The following is a 21211-nucleotide window of genomic DNA, read 5'->3' as shown; positions in this document are numbered from 1 at the left end:
GGCTCGCACGCTCGCACCTCAACCGGCGAGGTGGCCAGGTTTCCAGGCTCGCACCTCAACCAACGGAGCAGGTCAGCCCAGGATCAGCGACTCCCCGTCGGCGGACACGTTGACGGGAACCACATCCCCGTCGCGCACCGTCCCGGCGAGCAGCAGCTTGGCCAACTGGTCACCGATGGCCTGCTGCACCAGCCGGCGCAGCGGCCGGGCGCCATACTGCGGGTCGAATCCGCGCTCGGCCAGCCACTTCTTGGCGTTGTCGGACACTTCCAGGTTCAGCCTGCGCTGCGCCAGCCGCTTGCCGAGCTGCGCGAGCTGGATGTCGACGATCGACACCAACTCTTCCGCACTCAGTGCGTCGAAGACGACAACATCGTCGAGCCGGTTGATGAACTCGGGCTTGAACGCCGCGCGCACCGCCATCATCACCTGATCCTTGTCACCGCCGGCGCCCAGGTTGGACGTCAGGATGAGGATGGTGTTGCGGAAGTCGACAGTGCGGCCCTGCCCGTCGGTGAGCCTGCCCTCGTCGAGGACCTGCAGCAGCACGTCGAACACGTCGGGGTGTGCCTTCTCCACCTCGTCGAACAGCACGACGGTGTAGGGGCGGCGCCGCACGGCCTCGGTGAGCTGACCACCCGACTCGTACCCGACGTATCCGGGGGGAGCACCGACAAGCCTTGCGACGCTGTGCTTTTCGCCGTACTCACTCATGTCGATGCGCACCATGGCGCGTTCGTCGTCGAACAGGAACTCCGCGAGCGCCTTGGCCAGCTCGGTCTTACCGACGCCGGTGGGTCCGAGGAACAGGAACGAGCCGAGCGGCCGGTTGGGGTCGGCGACACCGGCCCGGGCGCGGCGCACCGCGTCGGACACCGCGGTGACGGCGGCCTTCTGCCCGATGACCCTTTGTCCGAGTTCATCTTCCATCCGCAGCAGCTTGGCGCTCTCGCCTTCGAGCATGCGGCCGGCGGGGACACCGGTCCACGCCGACACCACCTCGGCGACGTCGTCGGGACCCACCTCCTCCTGCAGCATCACGTCCTGTCCCGGTGCGGCGCCGGTCTTCTCGACGGCCGCCGCGAGCTCCTTCTCCAGTCCGGGGATCTTCCCGTACCGCAGTTCGGCGGCCTTGCCCAGGTCGCCGTCGCGTTCGGCCCGATCGGCCTGTCCGCGAAGGCGATCCAATTCCTCACGCAGGTCGCGCACGGAGTCGATGGCGGTCTTCTCGCCCTGCCAGCGGGCGGACAGTTCGTTCAGCTTCTCCTTCTGGTCGGCCAGTTCCTGACGCAGCTTCTCCAGCCGTTCCTTCGACGCCGCGTCGGTTTCCTTCTGCAGCGCAAGCTCTTCCACCTCCAGCCGGCGGACGATCCGCTCCACCTCGTCGATCTCGACGGGGCGCGAGTCGATTTCCATCCGCAGCCGCGAGGCGGCCTCGTCGACGAGGTCGATGGCCTTGTCGGGGAGGAAGCGGGAGGTGATGTACCGGTCGGACAGCGTTGCGGCGGCCACGAGCGCGGAGTCGGTGATGCGCACGCCGTGGTGCACCTCGTACTTCTCCTTGAGGCCGCGCAGGATGCCGATGGCGTCCTCGACGGACGGCTCACCGACGTACACCTGCTGGAAGCGCCGTTCGAGGGCGGCGTCCTTCTCGATGTACTTGCGGTATTCCTCGAGCGTCGTCGCGCCGACGAGGCGCAGTTCACCGCGCGCGAGCATCGGCTTGATCATGTTGCCGGCGTCCATCGCCGAGTCACCGGTGGCACCGGCACCGACGATGGTGTGCAGCTCGTCGATGAAGGTGATGACCTGTCCGGCGGAGCCTTTGATCTCGTCGAGGACGGCCTTGAGGCGTTCCTCGAACTCGCCGCGGTACTTGGCGCCCGCGACCATCGAACCGAGGTCGAGGGAGATGACGGTCTTGCCGCGCAGCGATTCGGGTACGTCCCCGGCGACGATGCGCTGGGCGAGTCCTTCGACGATGGCGGTCTTGCCGACGCCGGGCTCGCCGATGAGCACCGGGTTGTTCTTGGTGCGCCGGCTCAGCACCTGTACGACGCGGCGGATCTCGGAGTCGCGGCCGATGACCGGGTCGAGCTTGCCCTCGCGGGCAGCGGCGGTGAGGTCGGTGGAGTACTTCTCCAGCGCCTGGTAGGTCGACTCGGGATCCTCGGAGGTCACCCTGGCCGTACCGCGCACGGAAACGAACGCCTCGCGCAGCGCCTGCGGCGTCGCACCCTGATTGTGCAGGAGTTTCGCGACATCCGAGTCACCGGAAGCCAGTCCGACGACGAGGTGTTCGGTGGAGACGTATTCGTCGTTGAGTTCACCGGCGAGTTGCTGGGCGGCACTGACGGCCGCGATCGACTCGCGGGACAGTTGCGGGGTCGCGGAAGCATTGGCGACGGTGGGCGCACGATCGACGATCGCCTGGGCCAAGGTCCGAACGGTCGACGGATCCACCCCGACAGCCTTGAGCAGCGGCGCGGCGATGCCGTCGGACTGATCGAGCAGGGCCACCAGGATATGAGCGGGACGCACGTCCGAGTTGCCGGCAGCGGTCGCGGCCTGCACAGCAGTACTCAGGGCCTGCTGCGTCTTGGTCGTGGGGGTGAAGCTATCCACTTCGCATGCCTTTCTCTTTAGTCCAACAGGCTCAAGTATGAGCCTACGGACTCCACAACGCCAGTAGAGTTGAGCCTATTCCGCTCAACTAAGGACGTAGTGCCCGATCTCCAACAGATTCTTAGTGCCGCAGGCGCCCGAAGTCTGGACTGACGGAGCAAATTCCTGGACTACTGGACGGTAGTACACCTCCAGTCACACTAGTCCCACCAGTCACAAGCCTGGACTGGAGCGCTGTTGAAACGACACCGCCCAGTACGCCTGAGGCGAGCCCTCCTGAGTGGTCCGGTCGTTGTGAGACTCTGTTGCTCGAGTGTTCGAGCAGGAAGAATCAACGACGTCATGACATCGAACAAGCGCCGCCGGCATACGTCTGAGCAGATCATCGGCAAGCTTGCCGAGGGCAACAAACTCCTCGCCGCAGGGCAGGAACTCGACCAGGTGTGCCGGCACCTCGAAGTCGCCGAGTCCACCTGGGCATCGGTGGCTGGCCCAGTACGGCGGCATGAAAGCTGATGACGCCAAGCGCCTCAAAGAACTCGAAGCCGAGAACGCCCGACTGAAGAAGCTCGTCGCCAACCAGGCCCTCGACATCGACATGCTCAAGGACCTGTCGTCGGGAAACTTCTGACCGGCGAACCGCAAACGCCGCGCCGTACAGGTGCTGCAGCAACGGTTCGGGGTCTCCCAACGACGGGCCTGTTCGGTGGTCGGTATCCACCGCTCCACGATGCGCCTGACGCCACCACCAGCCGATGATGAGGACACCCGGCTGCGGGCCTGGCTACGCACGTTCTGCACCGATCGGCCGCGGTGGGGGTGGCGGCGCGCAGCGAGGATGGCCCGAAAATCCGGATGGACGGTCAACGACAAACGAATCCGACGGTTGTGGCGTGAGGAAGGACTTCGAGTTCCCCAGCGTCGTAAGAAGAAGCGGTTGACCGGCATCGGTGTCGCAGTCGGTGCGATGTGCCCGATCCGGCCGAACGTGATCTGGGCAATGGATTTCCAGTTCGACACCCTCGCTGACGGGCGAACAATCAAGCTACTCAACATCATTGACGAACACACGAGAGAGTGCCTGGCCATTGAGGTCGACCGATCCATCGATGCTGACCAGGTGGTCAGAGTCCTTGACCGCCTCGCTCTCATACGTGGGACGCCGGTCTACGTGCGATTCGATAACGGGCCAGAGTTCGTCGCTCACGCCGTTCGTGACTGGTGCCGATTCACTGGGACCGGAGCCCTGTTCATCGACCCCGGCTCGCCGTGGCAGAACGGCTGGATCGAATCATTCAACGCACGCCTGCGTGAGGAACTGCTCAACTCGTGGCGCTTCGACTCGTTGCTCGAAGCCCGCGTGATCACCGAGGATTGGAGGACCGACTACAACACCGTCCGACCACACAGCGCCCAAGGCGAACTCAGCCCCACCGAGTCCGCTCTACAGTGGACCACGACCCACCAACCCCAAGCCGCATAGCGACTGGACCACCAATTGGGTCCCCCTCACCAGAAGGAGCTCGGTCCTATCGACGGGCAGCAGCGCAAGTTGGACGAGCTGTTCACCCCCGCGGAGGACGGCTGTCGGCGTCCAGGTATGCACCCGGCTGGTCACACCCGATGTCGGTGCGGGCACTACCTGATCTACGACTAGCGACTCGCGGTGTCGGTAGGTGGTGCTACGTTCGCGCTCATGCCGTTCACGAGTGACCCGGAGCTGACGCAGCTACGCGTCGAGGAACTGGATGCGTATATGCGCGAGCACGTCGACGATGGTGAACGGCTGGTCTGTGCGCGTGCCGCTGGTTGTCGTAGCTCAATCGAGCCGGGCGGCAACTTTTACGAGGGCCAGGGGACGCATGTCGGCGCGCACTACGACCTCACTGAGGACGGCGTTGACTGGCGCGTCATGGTCATCGGCATGGAGACCGGGCGCGGTGACGAGCACGTTTCGATCGCTGAACGTACAGCGGATCAGAACCGAGCCATCAGCATGACCTTCAATCAGCGCCACGCGCACATGCGTGGGACGACCAGCGTTCTTCGTACGGCTTTCGGGCGCGAGTACGGCGCGGACCGCGCAGGAGAACTGCTCGACCTCCGCAACCAAGGCGAGGTCGTTCACCTGATGAATGCGTACGCACTCGTCAACTTGAGGCTATGCAGCGCAACCAAGGGCACTGGCTACCGATCAGCGGCGAGCAGCATTCTATCGAGCAACTGCTTCCCCCATCTGGTGCGGACGATCGAGATACTTGAGCCGACGTTGTGCATCATGCAAGGCGCGAGTATCTACCGTGATATCGCATGTCGGATTGCTACGGTCGAGAAGATCGATGCGAACCTAGAGGTCGCGAAGTTTGGGAGACACCAAACGCTATTCTTCCATGGCAATCATCCGAGCGCCGGTAGTAGCACCACGGGATACGGAACCGCGTCAGCCAGTCCGTACTTTCTCCAAACTGTCGAGCCTGCGATACGCGAAGCCCGACGTCGGTGGTTCAAACGCTCTTGACAATTATCGTCTGCTTCCGCATGTTCAGAAGTAGATGAGAAGCTTCGTCACAAGTCACCAATCAAAGCGGACCAGAGCGGCGACGTTCCCTCCAAGATGGGTAAGTCCCCTGGGGCGGTGGGATTTGGGAGCAGGCTGAGGTGGCCCGGTAGCCCCTGTGATGGGGTGGTGCCCCCGTTGGGGCGGGCCATCGTGTAGAGGTCGATGAGTTACCTACCAAGTGACTCACAAAAAGGACACACCCCACGATGACCCGGGACCATTCTGCCGTACTGGCCCTGGCAGGTCCCCGATAGTCGGTCCAGGCTGTTCTAGAGCCAGTTCCTACAGGTGATCGCTCACGCGATCTCACACACCACCGGGTGGTGGGTGCAGGTGCATCCGGCAGCGTACTCTGCCGGCGTCTGGTAACCCAGCGCCGAGTGCCGGTGCCGGCGGTTGTGGTCGTCCTTGAAGTCCCCGATCACCACACGGGCCTCCAACACGCTGGTCCAGCAGTTGCGGTTCAAACACTCATCCCGCAACCGACTGTTGAACGATTCGACGAACCCGTTGTTCCACGGTGTGCCCGGCGGGATGTAGCTGATCCCGACCTTACCGTCGCAAAACTGTTGCAACGCATGAGAAATAAACTCCGGCCCGTTGTCCATCCGCAACACCCTCGGCGGCCCACCGACGGCAATGAACACCTTCTCCAACTCCTCGACCAGCCGCTCGGCCGGGATCGAGGTATCCAGGATGTCCAGCAGCGAGACCCTGGTGTGCTCATCCACCATCGACGCGATCTTGATCTTGCGCCCGTCCACAGTCGAATCGAACTGAAACTCCAAAGCCCACACCACATTCGGTGCATCTGCCTCGATCACCGGCACCGACGACTGCCCCGCACGCTTGCGGCGCGGCGCGCGCTGAACCTGCAACCCTTCCTCCTCCCCACAACCGGTGCACCTTCTTCTTGTTCACCGCCAACCCCACGTCGAACCGCAGATACGCCCACACCCGCCGGAACCCATGCCGCGGGTTCTTGCCGGCATAGGCGCGCAGATCGGCGCGCAGGTCCGCATCCGGATCGGCCGGGGTCTGCGCCTGCGGCAGCCGTCGATACGCAGACCGGGAAAGCCCAACCACCTTGCACGCCATACGCTCTGACATGCCCTTCACCTCTTTGAGCATGTCGATAGCGGCGCGTTTGGAGGTCGGGCTCAGAATTTTCCCTTCGCGACCTCCCGCAACGCGTCCTTCTCCAACTCAGCATCAGCCAGCAGCCGCTTGAGCCGCCTATTCTGATCCCGCAACTCCTTGAGCTCCTTGGCTGCGTCAGCGTCCATACCGCCATGAGAACGGCGCCAGTTGTACAACGTGGCCGCCGACACCTCCAGCTCGTTCGCGATCTGCTCACCGGTCTTGCCCTCGGCCGCGAGCTCATCGACGCGCCGCAGCTTGCGCACGATGTCCTCAGCCGAGTGCCGTTTGCGTCCTGCCATGTCCCTCATCGTCCCTTCTACGCCCTCATCAGGGCAATCAGGACTCCAGAACTACCTGGACCGGTTCACAGGGGACATGCCATTCGGCCCGGTGGCCTCCGATCCGACAGTGTCGCGGTTGATCACCGTGCTGGCTGCTGACGTGGGACCGGTGTTGGCGGCAGTCAACACCGCCCGCGCCGCTGCCCGATCCTGCGTGGGAAGCGGCCGGCACCAACGCTCCTGACGTGCACTGCGATCAGGGTGGGTTGGTGGTGGATCTGGATGCGAGCCTGCTGACCGCACACTCGGAGAAAGAGTCCGCCACACCAACCTATAAGCGGGGCTTCGGGTTTAACCCCTTGTGTGCGTTCGTTGATCACGGACCCGGCGGCACTGGTGAGCCGGTGGCGATGATGCTGCGGCCCAGTACCGCTGGAACCAACACCGCCGCCGATCACATCAGGACCACCGAACAGGTTCTGACCCAAGTACGCACACGGCCCGAATCGGTGCTGATCCGTACCGATTCGGCCGGCGGCACCCACGAGTTCCTGGACGCCTCACTGACCGTAGCCTGGGGTACTCGGTGGGTTTCGGGCTCACCCAGACCGCCGCCCAGGTGATCGACCGCCTACTACCGCAGGTGTGGACCCCGGCCTACGACCCTGACGGCACCGAACGGGAGGGAGCGTGGGTGGCCGAGCTGACCGCGATGCTGGATCTGCCGTCCTGGCCTGCGGGTATACGGGTCATCGTCCGCAAAGAACGCCCCCACCCGGGTGCGCCGTTGCGGTTCACCGACCGGGACGGACTGCGGCTGACCGCATTCGCCACCAACACCACCACCGGGCAATTCGCCGCCCTGGAGTTGCGTCACCGCCGCCGGGCCCGCTGCGAAGACCGCATCCACTCGGCCAAGGACTTCGTAACCTGCCGCTGCACGGGTTCGACCAGAACCGCATCTGGTGCGTCATCGTCGAACTCGCGTGCGAGTTTGCTAGCCTGGGCCCAAATGCTCGCCCTACGCGATTCCCCGGCCCGCCGGTGGGAACCCAAAGCGCTACGGCTGCGACTATTTTCGGTCGCCGCACGCCTGACCGGCATGCCCGCCGACGCCGTCTTAAACTCGCCGCCGGCGCACCACACCTACACCTACTCCTGTAGGGAATGCACACCCTGGCAGCACTTCCCGACCCCGGCTAACGCTTCCGCCGACCATAACCACCCACCTGGAAGGACAACGCTTTTCGGGGCCGTGAACCCCGACGCCCACCGACGCTCGGACACCCCTTCGCGGCCCCGGCCCAGAATTCGGTCCTCAGACCACCACCTGGGCCCACTCAACAGACAACGGCCACCTCATGAAATTTTGCGGCTAGAGCCAGTTCCTAGTCGACTTAGTCCGATGCCATCAGCGACACGACGCCCACGTCCAGACCATCTGCGCGACGTTGTAGCTCGGCGACCGCGTTCCACTGGTGTGAGTTCTTGTAGGGACTGTCCTTGCCGGCCTCACGCATTTCGAGCAGTCCCTCGGTCCAGTACGCGATCAGGCTCCGACGAACCCCTGGCAAGGTCAGCAGTTCACGGCCTTCCGTGAGCGTCCCGCGGAAGCGGATCACAGTTGCACGATCCCTCTTCGTCTCATACCAAGGTTCCTCGATTCCACCGCCGCGAGCTCGGACCCATGCACCGACCTCTGGAAAGTCCAGAATCAAACGGTCGACCATGAGGAAGTTCCAGTGGTCGGTGGCACCGCGCTTTGGCGTGGATGAATAAGCCACTTCATGAGGGCCGATGGACAAGGTGAAGTAGCGGCCACCCGCGGTTGATGTGAACAGCGACAGAACCCATGCACCTTGGTCGTCGAGGAAGTTCGACAGTCCCACGGTCTGGTAGATCGCGCTGAGGTACTCGACGAGCTGGACGTTGAAGAAGCAACGCTCAAGTTTCGGATACGCGTACAGTTCCTCAGACCGTGGCACAGTGCGCAGCAGATGTCGCGCGTCAGCGAGCGCGATATCGAAGAGCTCCTTCTGCCCCGCAATCTTGGTGTTTCGCCGACTGCTGATGCTTCGGTGGATCCTTGTCTCGACGGCGGTCACGTCCTCCACCTGCACGACATCGACGATTCGCCAGGGACCGTGCTCGCGGTATGGAGACTGGGCGTTGATCTGGCGCAGCCGGTGCGGCGGGAGGTTTTCGGTCTTACCGATCTTGATGCTCGGACAGTTCGGCGAACTCAAGATGTAGATGTACCCGCGTCGCTTCTGCGCCAATGCCATGCGCGGTGTTGTATCAGCTTGCTGACGGGAGCGCAGCCGATCGCTGTGTTCGGCGGCCTCGGTTAGAAGGCCCGTCAGCGCCCCGCGACTAAGTTGGTGAACCCTGCGACCCGACGCCGGGTCCAGCGTCACTCCGCAACTGGTCGCCGTGCCCCTAACCGTACGGGCGTGCCTGACCACTTCACCCAGTGGATGATCTAGTTGCAGCCATCAGGCACAGGCGTATGCGATCATTCGTGACGTGAACGCGCCCACAATTCGCCGCTGCCTGGAGATGCTGTCCGACGAAGAACTCCAGGAAGCACTCGACGCGAGCGGTTGTCTCGTGAAGCAGATCCGGAGCACGGGGCAGGTGAACAAGAAGAAGCCGGTAGTCGCTAAGACTTTCCGTCAGTGGTTTCGCACCACCGCTCTTTCTGATCGGACACTACCCACGCTGGCGGAGCTTTTCCTTGAGTGTACGGCTAAGCACGGCGAAGGCGTCGCTCGCCGCGAAGGCCAGGTGCCACCGCCGGGTGTGCGTGCACTGGCGGCGCTCTCCACTACCGGCCATGACGAAAAGGTGTTCGCCGCCCGGCTGGATGAGATCCGTTCCGGGAAGGATGTCGACGCAGCGAGCGATGAGTCGACCTCACACGATCTGATGACGTTAGAGCAGGTCGACGAAGCACTGAGCGTGCTGCGGGAGAAAGCGGAAGAAACGATCGCCGCCATCGATCGGGCGCGGAAGCAGGTCGCAGGCGGACTGGCGGTCGACGACGGCGATGTCCACGCCATAGATGAGTGGCAGGCAACGCGATGGCGGTGGGTGGAATCACTAGGTTTCTCCAAGGATGGGGCAGCGCCGGTCGGATTCGAGGCGCTGACGGACATGCGCGATGGTCTCCTGCTGGCGCAACAGGAGCAGGACCGCCAGCTAGCGCTGGAAGACGAACTGCAAACACTGCAGGCGTCGCTGCCTACGCTGGAGAACCTGGAAAGCCACGACGAGACGTACGCTATGGCTGCTGCCAGAACGCGAGAGCGAATCGCCGAGATCACCGACAAGCTCGTGCAGGAGGAGCCTTCAGAGGAGCTCATCTCGGCTGACCGAAGTGAAAACGACACCGCCGCGACCGACCCGCCTCCGAGTGAAACAGCGATCGTAGCCGAGCCCGCCGACGCAACCAGCGTCGAACTTAACTCTGATTCGGTTGAAATCGACGCATCTGCAGCCGAGCTGGAGAACACACGCCCCGAGCCCGACGCTGAAGCAGAGCTCGAGCCTGAGGTTGAAGTGACCACGGAACTCGGTGCCGTCGACGCTATGAGCGCCGAACAGGACCCGATCGGCGATGACGACGACAGCGTCTTCGATTCACAGGCCACCCCTCTGATCGAACCCATTGAGCTCGAAGCCGAAGTCGACAAGCCCACAGAGACCGAAACTGACACCGGCACTACGGACGACCAGGAATCGACTACGAGCGCACTGGCATTCGACAGTGTGGCCGCCAACCTCGAAGCCACGATCAGAGCTGGTCATCTCGGTGCAGCGTGGGCGATCGCGGCAGCGGCCGGACTGCCACCAGCCGACGTCGACGCCTACAGGCTGGCGGCGGCAGCTTTCCACAGCATGCCCGGACGACTAGAGCCGTCGGAAGTGCTGCGGCAGTTCCTCACCGAGCTCGACCGCAACTTCACCAACCGAGACGCCGCACGAGTGGCATTGGCGGCGGTGCTGCGGGTAGGACTCCCCGAAGGATGGGTTCCTAGGTCCGAGCTGACGCCGGTCTTGTCGGCTGCCGGACTGAGCACTGAATGGGATGAACTCTACAAGGTAGCCGGCGACACCGGCGCTTATGCGCCGCAGCGTGCTGTGGACACGGCTAACGCTCCCACCACCGCCTCGGTGCAGCGCCGGGCAGAGCGGCAGCGTGATGCGCTCAGCAAACAGCACATCAGCTTCACACGCGCTGACAACGTGCGCCGTCACCTTCTGCGCTCGGATATGCCTCTTGGTGGCGCGTTCGACGCCGTCGCCGCCGACACCAGCGGCGAAACGCGCCGGAACGCCCTCGCGGCAGCCAAAGCCGTCCTCGTCGACACCAACGCAGTCATCTCAGTCGCCGACAAACAGGTCAGCAGCAAGCAGCAACTGCGCACCCCGATCATCGCCACAGCCCGCGACAAGCTGGAGCAGATTATCTCCACTGTCCGGAGCGTGCTGGCCGAGGCGATCGAGGCCGCCTCCGCCGCTGATGTCAATAGCCACGCCACCACCGGCCGGCATGCTGACCTGACCGAAGCCGCGCGAGCGGCCCGCAGCTCGCAGGACACACTTGGCGATGGCCCAGGAGCGGCCGCACTGGAGCGGCTGGTGTCCTGGATCCTCGCGCCCGAACCGTTGGCGCAGGTCTACCGAACCACCGAAGAGGTTCTCGCCTACGACACGTTGGCGGCAGTGGACGCAGTCCGCGACAGCGACGGTGTCCCCGTCCTGGCGGCGATGCCGGAGGCTGACCGTGTCAAAGTCATCGCCGACCTTTTCGCGCAGGATCAAGTACCCGCCAGCCAGCTGGTCAGCAAGTACATCGAACGCGGCGACTTGCGTTCCGCCGCCCTGGCAGCGGGCGAGGACGGAAAACTGATCGACGCAGTCGATGACGAGCGCCCCGTATGGTCCGGCAAGCTCGCCCGCCGGGTCGCTGCAGCCCGCGGCGAGATCGGCAGGGCCTTCGCCAACGACTACACGCAGCGAGCGCAGTCGGCCGCCGAAGCCCGTCTGGTCGGGCCGTCAAAGTACTCCGGCGACCGATTCGATCTGCAGCTGGCCGAACTCGACTCGCTGCTGCAGGATCTGGCCGACCATCGCGCAGCCACCGGCGCGGACTTACGGACCAAGATCGACGAACTACCCAGCGCCGTCAGCGACGACGACCGCGCAATCATCCGATCACGCGTCGACGCCGATGATTTCATCGGCGCCCACGAATTGTTGGCGATGGCCCGCAGCGGTGACCGGCTCCCCGATGTCGACGCCCAGGCCGACGGCGCCGGGATGTTCGACAGATTCTCCCGGATCGCCACCGCGCTTCCAGCTGGCGCCAACGTGGACACAGTTCTGGCAGCCTTCACCGAGGACGGCACGCATCCGGTGAGCGAGACCATCTACGCTGAGCTGAAAGCATGGGAACACATATTTGACCGAAAGCAGGCGGCCAAGGTCGAACGCTCATGGATGGAATCGGCACTGCGGTCGATTGGACTTGAGCTCAGCGGGGAACTGGGCGCTAAGCAGAAGATCGCAAGCCGCGGCCGGGTCTACCGAATTGCAGGGAAGCCGGTAGACGGCTCACTGGTACCGATGCTGGGGACCCAGACCTCGCATTACGTCGTAGCGGTCACACAGGACTCGGCCACGCTCACCGCCATCCTGGAATCGTTCAAACCCGGTATGGGCCCGAACATTGTCCTGGTCTGCGGAACCCTCTCCGAAGAGGATCGCCGCCGCAACCTAAACACCTGCCGTAAAGGGCAGATCGCAGCACTGGTGATCGACTACGCGGTGGCCGCCTTCGTCGCCACAACCGCCCCGCGGTCGTTCAAGGTCGCCCAGCAGGTCGCCCTGCCGTACACATGCTTCGGGCACTACGGGCAGGCGTCGGGGAATGTCCCCGACGAGGTGTTCGTCGGCCGCAACCGCGAGCAGGTCCAGCTCGAAAGCCCAGTCGGATCAATGTTCGTCTACGGCGGCCGGCAACTGGGCAAATCGGCACTGCTACGCAAGATCGAACGCGATTTCAGTTCCACCCCGGACCAGCACGCCATCTACATCGACCTGTCCAGCAAGGGCCTGGGGATCAACGGGTGGGAAGAACCCCGCAAGCTGTGGCAGATCATCTACCGCGAACTCGCAGTACTGGGGATCGTCAAGCAGAACACCGTCCGCAACCCCGAACCGGTGGTAACCGCAATCGAGGGCTGGCTCGACGGCAAGCACACCCGTCGGCTGTTGCTGCTGCTCGATGAGGCCGACGTGTTTCTGGACAAGGAGTCCGCGAGCGGCTTCCGCAACGTCGGCCCCCTCAAGGGTCTATTCGACGGTACTGGCGGCCGGTTCAAACCAGTCTTCGCTGGCCTACATAAGGTACAGCGACTACAGGGAGTGGCAAACACGCCGCTGGCGCATGGCGGTCAAGACATCCTGATCGGACCGCTCAGCGGCACCGCCGCACGCAACCTAGTGATCACCCCGATGCGTGCCCTGGGCTACGAGTTCGAAGACCCGAACCTGGTGTGGCGTCTGCTGGCCTACACGAACCTGCAGGCCGGCCTCATCCAGATCGTGTGTCTGGACCTCATCAAGCACCTGCAGTCGCGGCCGCTGCTGACCGGTGAACCGCTGGTCCAGATCACCAGCCGCGACATCGAAACAGTCATCCAGAACCCGGATACGCGCGCCCAGATCGCCTCGCGGCTGGGGATGACAATGAAGCTCGAAGACCGCTACCACGTCATCGCACTGGTGATGGCGGTCATGGGTATGGAAAGCGACTTCCGCGACGTCCACAGCGCAATCGACATCCGCGAATCCTGCGAAATGTACTGGGCAGAGGGGTTCGAAAAGATGAACAGCGCCGAGTTCGGGATCTACCTCAGTGAAATGGAAGGCCTCGGAGTCCTCTCCGGCGACGGCACAGGCAACTACTCGATGCGCTCGCCGAACATCGTCACCATGCTCGGCACGAAAGATGAGCTGGAGGCCGCCTTGGACGAAAACGCCTTCCAGCTGACCGACGAACTTAAACCCAAGTCGACGCGCCGGGAGATTGCGGGCTCCGGTGGTGCCCGCAGCCCGCTGACCGAGTACCAGCTTTCCGAACTGGTACCCAACGCCGACAGGTTCCCAGCGCTGAACTTCCTCGTAGTCGGCAGCACCGCCTTCGACATCGGCAACGCGATCCCAGTGCTGAAAGAGGTGGCCGCAGACCGCGAGGTCGACGCCACAGTTCTCGATGCCACCGCCCCGGACGCCATTGGCCAACTGATGCAGACGAAGCTTGCCGTCGCCGGCACCGGCCGTCCCCGGATGTTAATCGTGGACGCGACCACCGCCTCAGTGTCTCGGTCCACCGAGTTGGCGACCGCGGTAATGAAGCTGCGTCGCCGAGCAGGCGGACACTTGGTCCTAATCTTTGGGCCCGACGGTATCGACGCAGTCAACACACTGGCCGATCGGAAGTCAGTGGTACCGACCCGTGTCCTGGAACTGTCAAAGTGGTCCAGCGACGGAATCCGGTCCTGGCAGGACAACCCGTTCTCCCCTCCGGACCTGCGAGATCGGCTCATCGACACCACTGGCGGCTGGCCGCAACTGGTCGACGAAGCCGCAGCCGCCGCCGTAACTGTCGGAGCCACCCAAGAGCTGCAACGACTGGAGCAGTACCCGGCGACGCCCGACGAGGCCCAGCGATTCCTCGATTCAGCCGGTGTGAGCCCCGAAGTAGTTGCCAGGCTGATCCAATGGAACGAGGTCGCCGAAGATACGTTCGAGCCGGTTATCGACCTGGGCGAGGTGCTCGGCGTCGACCACGAAAGCATGCGCCGCCAGGTCGAAACTCTCGTCATGCTTGGCATTGTTGAAGAATCCAAAGGCCGCTACCGGGTGGACCGGCTGATCACCCGCGCACTCAAGCGCGTGTCGAACAAGTGAGCGTCCTCACCGCCGAGACGGTGCCGATGATGCCGGGACCTCGGCGTTTCCTGGCCTCAATCGCCGCGGACGTCTCTGAGGCCGCCGTTGTGATCGTCGTATTCCCTGACTGCGCGGTTGATGACGGCACCGCCGAAGTCGTCCTCGACGAACTCGAATCAGTCCTGGATGACTGCCGGTTCTGCGATGTCTCCGGCGAGACGTTCCCCGTCCGGATCTTGGATACCTTCGGCGGCCACGACGAGGACGTCGTCACCTACGACGACTGGGACACAATCATCGACTGGCCAAACTGGCACCGTCACACCGTCCTGGTGCCGGCATGGGAGCACCCCGACACCGCCAGCATTGTCGCACGCTGGCCAGCGCAAACCCACGCCTGCAGCCTGCCTCCCGGCCAGATCCCGACAGTGCTGATCGCCACCACGCTCGCCGAGCTTAGCCGCGCCGACATCGAACGCCTCAGCAGTCCCGACATTCGGGTCCGCTGGTGGTGGGGCGTGTTTGGCCGGCTGGACACCGAACTGCAGTTGGCCTCGCAGATTGCTGGGACCAAAGAACCAGACCCGGTCGACGTCGCAGCCATCACGGAGGTCGCCGGATGGGACCTGGCCGCTATCGAACACCTGCTAGATCGGTGGGATCGGCGCACCGACGGCATTGGCACAGCTGTGGCGCAGTGGCAGGCCAGGGACGACATCGTCAATCACACTCATGGCCAGTGGAAGCCATCTCGGGGGAACTCGGTGCCGACCGCCCCTCCACCCTCACACGAGCAGCACTGGCGCGACGGATGCATAGACCGTTGGGGTCACCACGTACGTTTCTCGGTCGCCGCGATCGACGACGAGGAAGTGAATCGGCGGCTGTGGCTGGCCCACAACCACAGCCTCATCGCTTACGTGGAGGAAGAACGTACGCGCCTGGAGAAGATCATCCGGGCGACAGTCAGCGACGATGATCTGGAGTTGCTCGCCGATGGCGGCGCCGGCCCCATCGAGATCGGTTCCCTCCTTTGGCTGGTCTACCAAACCGGGATCGTCCTAGACGGCGACGACTTCCAGCGCCTCAAGAGCTTCCGCTCCCTGCGCAACGACCTGGCGCATCGAACTCCGGTGCCTGATACCCGGCTGTCTCAGATCCGGGCATACCTCGCGTTCAGCTGACGAGTGATACCTGCAGCTAACGCGTCGACCCAACCGTGAATCGAGGTGCGCGAAGGCGTTACCCCGGCCGATCTACACCAACCGTAGGCGTCCAGTGCTGCAACGCTCCTCGTTAGGACGTATGCGCAGGTCAGTAGTGCTTCTGCAAGCGAGTCCAGACTTTCCCGCGAAACCCAGTCCAGACTTTCACCGTTTCTGCAGGTCACCAGTCCAGGAATCCAGCGCCTGCGGCACTTTGGACGACGTGTCGAAGTGGCCCGGTCGTGATCGTGGAGGGGATGAAGCCACCCATCCGGGGTGGACCGAGACAGGAGTACACCATGAGCGCACCCTTGACCGTCGACTTCTTCTGCAGCCTTGACGGCTACGGCTCCGCGAAGGGCTGGCCCGGCTACTGGGGCAAGGAAGGCCCCGAGATCATCGAGGACCGAGTGCGCACCTTCGCGCAGGATCAGGTTCTCGTCTTCGGCGCGACGACGTTCCGGGAGTTCCGGACGTTCGTCGCGGAGTACGACGAGCCGTACTACCAGAGCCTGAACGAACTGCCGAAGATCGTGTTCTCCAGCACGCTCGACCCCCAGGCTCCCGGGTGGCAGAACGCGACCGTCCTGAACGAGGACGCGGTGGTCGCGATAGAGCGGCTCAAGCGGACCACCGACGTGCCGATGCGCTCGCACGGCAGCATCTCGCTGAACCGTGCGCTGCTCGCCGCCGGTCTCGTGGACCGGCTGGAGGTGATGGTGTTCCCTGCCATCACCGGCCGCGCCGGCGACGCCGCGCTGTTCCAGGACGGGGCGGAGTTCGACCTGGACCTCATCGATTCCACGGTGCTGGACGGCCGGACCGTGAAGCTCGTCTACGAACCGCACGTGCACGACGAGATCCCCGAGGGCGTCGGACCGCAGCCCCGGAAGGCCGGCCGATGAGCACCGTGCTCCTCGAGCGGCGACCATCACGACGGAGTGCCGCACCTGCGCTACCGCGTCTTGGACTGACAATGTTGGTGGCGAAGAACGGAGAAGACCGATGACGCACTACGCACTGATGGTCTGGGGGCCGTCGGAGTACGGAGAACACGGCAGCTACGACACGGCCGAGGAGATGGCGGCTCAGTTCGAGGCGACCGGCGCGTTCAACGACGAGCTGCGCAGCGAGGGCAGTTTCGTCTACGCCAACGGTCTGGCCGAGGCCTCGGCCGCCACCGTCGTGGACGCGCGAGGCGAGACACCGATCGTCACCGACGGCCCGTATCTGGAGTCGAAGGAGTACATCGCGGGGTTCTGGATCGTCGAGGCCGCCGACATCGACGCCGCGCTCGCACTCGCGGCTCGCGGGTCGCGGGCCTGCCGGCGCAGGATCGAGGTCCGGCCGATGGGCGGATGATGGCGGACGTCCGGGCCGTCGACGCGGCTGTCACGCGCGCCCACCGTGAGGAGTGGGCCCGTGTGGTGGCTTTCCTCACCCATCGCTTCGGCAGCCTCGACCTGGCCGAGGAGATGGCGGCCGAGGCCTTCGCCACGGCGGTGGAGCGATGGCGGTCGGACGGCATTCCCCCGAACCCCGGAGCTTGGATCACCACCACCGCGAACCGCAGGGCGATCGACCGGCTCCGCCGCGAGGGCAGGCGCGACGCCAAGTACCGCGAGGCGCTCATGCTTGACGACGACAGCCCGCCCGAGCCGGTCGGTGCCGTGGACGACGACCGGCTCCGCCTCATCTTCACCTGCTGCCACCCCGCCCTCGCGATGGAGGCCCGGGTGGCGCTGACCCTGCGCATGGTCGGCGGACTCACCGTTCCCGAGATCGCCCGCGCGTTCCTCGTGCAACAGACCACGATGGGACAACGCATCAGCCGCGCCAAGACCAAGATCCGCGACGCGGGCATCCCCTTCCGCGTGCCCGACAGCGAGGATCTGCCCGCCCGCCTGGACGGCGTCCTGACCGTGCTGTACCTCATCTTCAACGAGGGCTACCTCGCCTCGGGCGGTGACTCCGACCCGATCCGGCGCGACCTCACCGCCGAGGCCATCCGGCTGACCGCACTGCTGCGCGGCCTGCTCCCCGAGAACGGGGAGGTCACGGGGCTGCTGGCACTGATGCTGCTCACCGAGGCCCGCGCCACCGCCCGCGTCTCCGCTTCCGGGGAACTGGTACGGCTCGATGAACAGGACCGAGGTGCGTGGGACCGCGGGATGATCGCCGACGGCATCGCCCTCGTCCGGCAGCGCCTCGACGCAGTGTCGCGCGGCGAGGCGACACCCGGCCGCTACCAGATCCTCGCCGCCATCAGCGCCGTCCACGTGTCCGTCCCGGACGCACGCGATGTCGACTGGTCCCAGATCGTCGCCCTCTACGACCAGCTCGCGACGATCGACCCGAACCCGATCGTACGGCTGAACCGGGCGATCGCCGTCGCCGAGCTCGACGGCCCGGACGTCGCCCTCGCCCTCGTCGATCAACTCGAAGGGGCGTTGCGCGACTACCACGCCTACCACGCCACCCGCGCCGACCTGCTGCGCCGCCTCGCCCGCTCGGCCGAAGCGCCTGCCGCCTACGACCGAGCCGTCGAACTCGCCACCAACTCCGCAGAACTGGCCCACCTCACAAGGCGCCGCGACCAACTCAGGGGATGAAGGGAGGCAGCTGCAGCGGAAGAAGCGAGCGCGCCGTGAGCACTTTGTTCAAGGTTACGCACCTAACCTTGAACAAACTGGCTGATCATTGAAGGTTGTTCTATAAACTTGAACGAATTGCCTGACGATTCATGGAAAGGTCGCGCCACGGTGTGCTTCGACGCCCAGGCCAGGCCCCTCCGACTTTCGGCTGAGACACGTCTGGGGAAACAGGAACTTTCGGACAATTCCGCAGCGCGCGGTCCCGTGTGAGTATCGGATACGTGGATGATCCGGCACCCGACGTCACCGAACTACGCATCTCCCCCGCCGACCAGCGGTGGTCGATCGTGATCGGTGCGTTCGCAGGTCTCGCCGTCGGCCTGCTACTCCCGCTGATCTGGCGATTCCTCGCCGACCTGGAGTGGATCCCGTTCCACGGCCCGCTTGAGTTCATCATGTCCATGAAAGTCACGGGCGTCGCGATTGTGCGCCCGATCGGTCTCGCCACCGTCGGTGCGGGAGCGCTTGCGGTATGGGCGTTCTCGCAGCCATCCTTGACGATCTCCGACGCGGAGGTCGTCGTCCGCAAGGGTGATACCCGGCGGGTGATCCGCCGCGACCAGGTCGCCGGCGTCTACCTGTCGAAGGGATCGACCGTCGTCATCGAATCCGCCGAGGGCCGCAAACTGTTCGACGACGAGATCGAAGGGGCGAAGAAGACGGCCGGACCGGCGTTCACCTCCCACGGATATCCGTGGGAGGGTCAGCCTGTCATCTCGCCTTCGCACCGTCCCCTGGATCAGCAGGATGTGATCGACCGCGGTGGTCATCGACACGACCAACCGGACAAACCACAATGAACGGCATGACCGGACCCACCGATACCCCGCGACTTCCGAAAGGATGCTGGATATGCCGTTGAAGGACCTACTCGTTCTCGGTAACCCGGTAACGATCACCCGTCGGGGTGATCCGGTGCTTCATTGGCCTTGCCGCCCTGCCACGACATTCGGCCCGGAATTGTGGAACCTGCTGTGCACCATGTTCGCCACCAACCGGGCCGCCGACGGCGCAGGTCTGGCCGCGCTATCCCGCGAATGGAAACCGATTGATCATGGATGAGACCGAGTTCCCCCGCACGATGGGCAAGGTCGCGCCACGCGAGTTGGCGGTCAACGGGATCACCCGTTTCGACCAGTTGCCGCAGTGGACCGAGCGCGAACTGTTGGCGATTCACGGTGTCGGCCCGAAGGCCATCCGCATCCTCCGCGAAGAACTGGCGGCACGAGGGTTGAGCCTGCGCGAGCACTGACGCCGGGACGTCTGATCCAAGCGGGACCGACCACGCGGCGCTGCGCGGATGCCGTCGTGAGAAGGTCTAAGGATGTCGCAGGAGGTTGTTCGCGACGCGGATCGTGGTTCGGCGTCGACGGCGTGGATCGCCATCACCGCGGTCGGGGTGATGCTGGTCGCGGCCAATCTGCGCCCGGCAGTGGTGTCGGTGTCACCGCTGGTCACCGACATCCGGGAGTCCACCGGTTACAGCGCCGGCACCGCCGGTCTGCTGACGACGCTGCCGATCCTGTTCTTCGGGCTCGCCGCCCCGTTTGCGCCGTGGCTCGCCGCCCGGTTCGGGTTCGAGCGCACGATCTTCGCGTCGTTGCTGTTGCTGATCGCCGGCATCGGGCTGCGCTGGATTCCCGGCGCGGCGTGGCTGTTCCTCGGTTCCGCGGTGGTCGGCGCCGCCATCGGCGTATGCAATGTGATCCTGCCCGGGTTGATCAAACGGGACTTCACCCATAGCTCCGGCCTGATGACCGGGCTGTATTCGATGACGATGACCGGTGGGGCCGCCGTCGCCGCCGCGTTCACCGTCCCGATCGATGACCGGTTCGGTGGCGACTGGCGAAAGACACTCGCCACCTGGGCCATTCTCGCGGTGATCGCGGCCGTCGTGTGGGTACCGCAGCTGCGGCAGGTGCACGCGGGCACCTACACCCGTCCCGCACCGCTGTGGGGCAACAAGATCGCCTGGGCCATCACCGTGTTCATGGGCTCCCAGTCGTTCGTCTTCTACACGTTCGTGGCCTGGCTTCCCACCTACCTGCTCGACCGCGGTTACGACAAGACCGAGGCGGGCACGGTGCTGGCGGGCGGGCAGATCGCCGCGATCGTCGGTTCGCTCGTGGTGCCGATCATCGCGGGCCGGTTCGCCGATCAGCGCGCGGCGGGCGTCGTCACCGTCGCGAGCACCGTGGCCGGACTGCTCGGCCTGTTCTGCACCGACGTGTGGGCCGTGTTCTGGTGCATGCTCGTGCTGTTCGGCCCCGGATCTGCATTGGGCCTGGCCCTGCTGTTCATGGTGCGCCGGAGCCGCTCGGCCGAACAGACCAACCAGGTCTCGGGAATGTCCCAGTGTCTCGGCTATGTGCTGGCCGCGGTCGGGCCGTTCGCGCTCGGCGTCGTCCATGACGTCACCGGCTCGTGGGCGGCGGCGTTCTCGGTGATCGCGGTGGCGCTGTGCACGCAGGCGTGGGGCGGCTGGCTCGCCGGGCGCAATATCTACATGACCCCGGATTGAGGTCTCCCCAGTCCCCCACCGGCGCCGTACGCGGAACGGCGGGGCTTACGCCGGTCGCCAACTCGACGCGCCGAGATGCCGTGGTCACCGAGATCAAGCGCGGCATCGTCCTGGGCACATCCGGCCCGGTGAACGACTGACGGAGGGCAAACTCAGCGCGGCATTTCAGGTCAGCCGGCCGACGGTCCGCGAAGCGCTCGACGCGGCCTGGCCAGATTGTTCGGTTATCTGACAATTCTGCCGCATCCGGGAGTGCCCGA

At 64.6% G+C, this 21211-nt stretch carries 13 protein-coding genes and 3 pseudogenes; 13 read left to right on the top strand and 3 right to left on the bottom strand.

The annotated features are described in order from the left end of the window. Positions 1-72: 72 nt before the first annotated feature. A complete protein-coding gene (gene clpB / locus GOAMR_RS03485; protein ID WP_005182797.1) occupies positions 73-2625 on the bottom strand; it encodes an ATP-dependent chaperone ClpB in 2553 nt (850 codons plus the stop codon). 342 nt (positions 2626-2967) lie between these two features. Here clpB and GOAMR_RS03475 point away from each other — a divergent pair. Together GOAMR_RS03475 and GOAMR_RS03470 are read left to right on the top strand one after the other, a co-directional pair. Further along, positions 2968-4108: pseudogene (locus GOAMR_RS03475) on the top strand (IS3 family transposase). A 213-nt stretch (positions 4109-4321) separates the two neighbouring features. Further along, positions 4322-5143 (top strand): hypothetical protein, encoded by an 822-nt coding sequence (locus GOAMR_RS03470; protein WP_040514226.1) that lies wholly within the window; start codon positions 4322-4324, stop codon positions 5141-5143. A 338-nt stretch (positions 5144-5481) separates the two neighbouring features. Here the strand turns inward: GOAMR_RS03470 and GOAMR_RS03465 are convergent. Then, positions 5482-6627 (bottom strand): annotated as a pseudogene (locus GOAMR_RS03465) (IS3 family transposase). A 227-nt stretch (positions 6628-6854) separates the two neighbouring features. On the opposite strand from GOAMR_RS03465, the pseudogene GOAMR_RS23990 reads away from it, so the two are divergent. Then, positions 6855-7654, top strand: a pseudogene (locus GOAMR_RS23990) (transposase); the annotation flags it as partial. Between the two features lie 352 nt (positions 7655-8006). Here GOAMR_RS23990 and GOAMR_RS03450 read toward each other — a convergent pair. Continuing rightward, positions 8007-8894, bottom strand: coding sequence for a GIY-YIG nuclease family protein (locus GOAMR_RS03450; RefSeq protein WP_005182780.1), 888 nt, complete (start codon positions 8892-8894; stop codon positions 8007-8009). Positions 8895-9135: 241 nt separating this feature from the next. Here GOAMR_RS03450 and GOAMR_RS03440 point away from each other — a divergent pair, with 241 nt between their 5' ends. The 10 genes from GOAMR_RS03440 to GOAMR_RS25865 all read left to right on the top strand — a co-directional run bounded on the left by GOAMR_RS03440 (position 9136) and on the right by GOAMR_RS25865 (position 21183). Then, positions 9136-14589 (top strand): ATP-binding protein, encoded by a 5454-nt coding sequence (locus tag GOAMR_RS03440; RefSeq protein ID WP_005182778.1) that lies wholly within the window; start codon positions 9136-9138, stop codon positions 14587-14589. Then, positions 14586-15755: a hypothetical protein gene (locus GOAMR_RS03435; protein ID WP_005182776.1), complete on the top strand. Its 1170-nt coding sequence runs from the start codon at positions 14586-14588 to the stop codon at positions 15753-15755. The genes GOAMR_RS03440 and GOAMR_RS03435 overlap by 4 nt, the downstream gene beginning before the upstream one ends. 320 nt (positions 15756-16075) lie before the next feature. After that, positions 16076-16681, top strand: coding sequence for a dihydrofolate reductase family protein (locus GOAMR_RS03425; RefSeq protein ID WP_005182774.1), 606 nt, complete (start codon positions 16076-16078; stop codon positions 16679-16681). 100 nt (positions 16682-16781) lie between these two features. Beyond that, positions 16782-17138 (top strand): YciI family protein, encoded by a 357-nt coding sequence (locus tag GOAMR_RS03420; RefSeq protein ID WP_005182772.1) that lies wholly within the window; start codon positions 16782-16784, stop codon positions 17136-17138. Next, on the top strand, positions 17138-18388 hold the full coding sequence (locus GOAMR_RS03415) for an RNA polymerase sigma factor (RefSeq protein ID WP_005182771.1): 1251 nt from the start codon (positions 17138-17140) through the stop codon (positions 18386-18388). The genes GOAMR_RS03420 and GOAMR_RS03415 overlap by 1 nt, the downstream gene beginning before the upstream one ends. A 263-nt stretch (positions 18389-18651) precedes the next feature. Then, positions 18652-19230, top strand: coding sequence for a YqeB family protein (locus GOAMR_RS03410; protein WP_005182770.1), 579 nt, complete (start codon positions 18652-18654; stop codon positions 19228-19230). A 52-nt stretch (positions 19231-19282) separates the two neighbouring features. After that, the gene (locus tag GOAMR_RS24675) at positions 19283-19492 is read left to right on the top strand and encodes a peptide deformylase (protein ID WP_005182769.1); all 210 of its coding nucleotides are present in this window, start codon (positions 19283-19285) and stop codon (positions 19490-19492) included. Beyond that, entirely contained in the window at positions 19485-19682 is a 198-nt protein-coding gene (locus GOAMR_RS03405; protein ID WP_005182768.1) for a helix-hairpin-helix domain-containing protein, read from the top strand. The genes GOAMR_RS24675 and GOAMR_RS03405 overlap by 8 nt, the downstream gene beginning before the upstream one ends. A gap of 72 nt (positions 19683-19754) precedes the next feature. Further along, a complete protein-coding gene (locus GOAMR_RS03400) occupies positions 19755-20951 on the top strand; it encodes a CynX/NimT family MFS transporter (RefSeq protein ID WP_005182767.1) in 1197 nt (398 codons plus the stop codon). Continuing rightward, positions 20947-21183: a GntR family transcriptional regulator gene (locus tag GOAMR_RS25865; RefSeq protein ID WP_083836828.1), complete on the top strand. Its 237-nt coding sequence runs from the start codon at positions 20947-20949 to the stop codon at positions 21181-21183. The genes GOAMR_RS03400 and GOAMR_RS25865 overlap by 5 nt, the downstream gene beginning before the upstream one ends. Positions 21184-21211: the final 28 nt, after the last annotated feature.

It is taken from the genome of Gordonia amarae NBRC 15530 (genome assembly GCF_000241345.1).
GTDB classification, from domain to species: Bacteria; Actinomycetota; Actinomycetes; order Mycobacteriales; family Mycobacteriaceae; genus Gordonia; species Gordonia amarae.
The sequence above is the reverse complement of the archived record's forward strand: the minus strand, read 5'-3'. Positions and strand labels throughout refer to the sequence as shown.

Coding starts and splice junctions, on each gene's coding strand:
- GOAMR_RS03425 (WP_005182774.1), top strand. CDS start 16,076: ATGAGCGCACCCTTGACCGTCGACTTCTTCTGCAGCCTTGACGGCTAC.
- GOAMR_RS03450 (WP_005182780.1), bottom strand. CDS start 8,894: ATGGCATTGGCGCAGAAGCGACGCGGGTACATCTACATCTTGAGTTCG.
- GOAMR_RS03415 (WP_005182771.1), top strand. CDS start 17,138: ATGGCGGACGTCCGGGCCGTCGACGCGGCTGTCACGCGCGCCCACCGT.
- GOAMR_RS24675 (WP_005182769.1), top strand. CDS start 19,283: ATGCCGTTGAAGGACCTACTCGTTCTCGGTAACCCGGTAACGATCACC.
- GOAMR_RS03400 (WP_005182767.1), top strand. CDS start 19,755: ATGTCGCAGGAGGTTGTTCGCGACGCGGATCGTGGTTCGGCGTCGACG.
- GOAMR_RS03420 (WP_005182772.1), top strand. CDS start 16,782: ATGACGCACTACGCACTGATGGTCTGGGGGCCGTCGGAGTACGGAGAA.
- GOAMR_RS03405 (WP_005182768.1), top strand. CDS start 19,485: ATGGATGAGACCGAGTTCCCCCGCACGATGGGCAAGGTCGCGCCACGC.
- GOAMR_RS03470 (WP_040514226.1), top strand. CDS start 4,322: ATGCCGTTCACGAGTGACCCGGAGCTGACGCAGCTACGCGTCGAGGAA.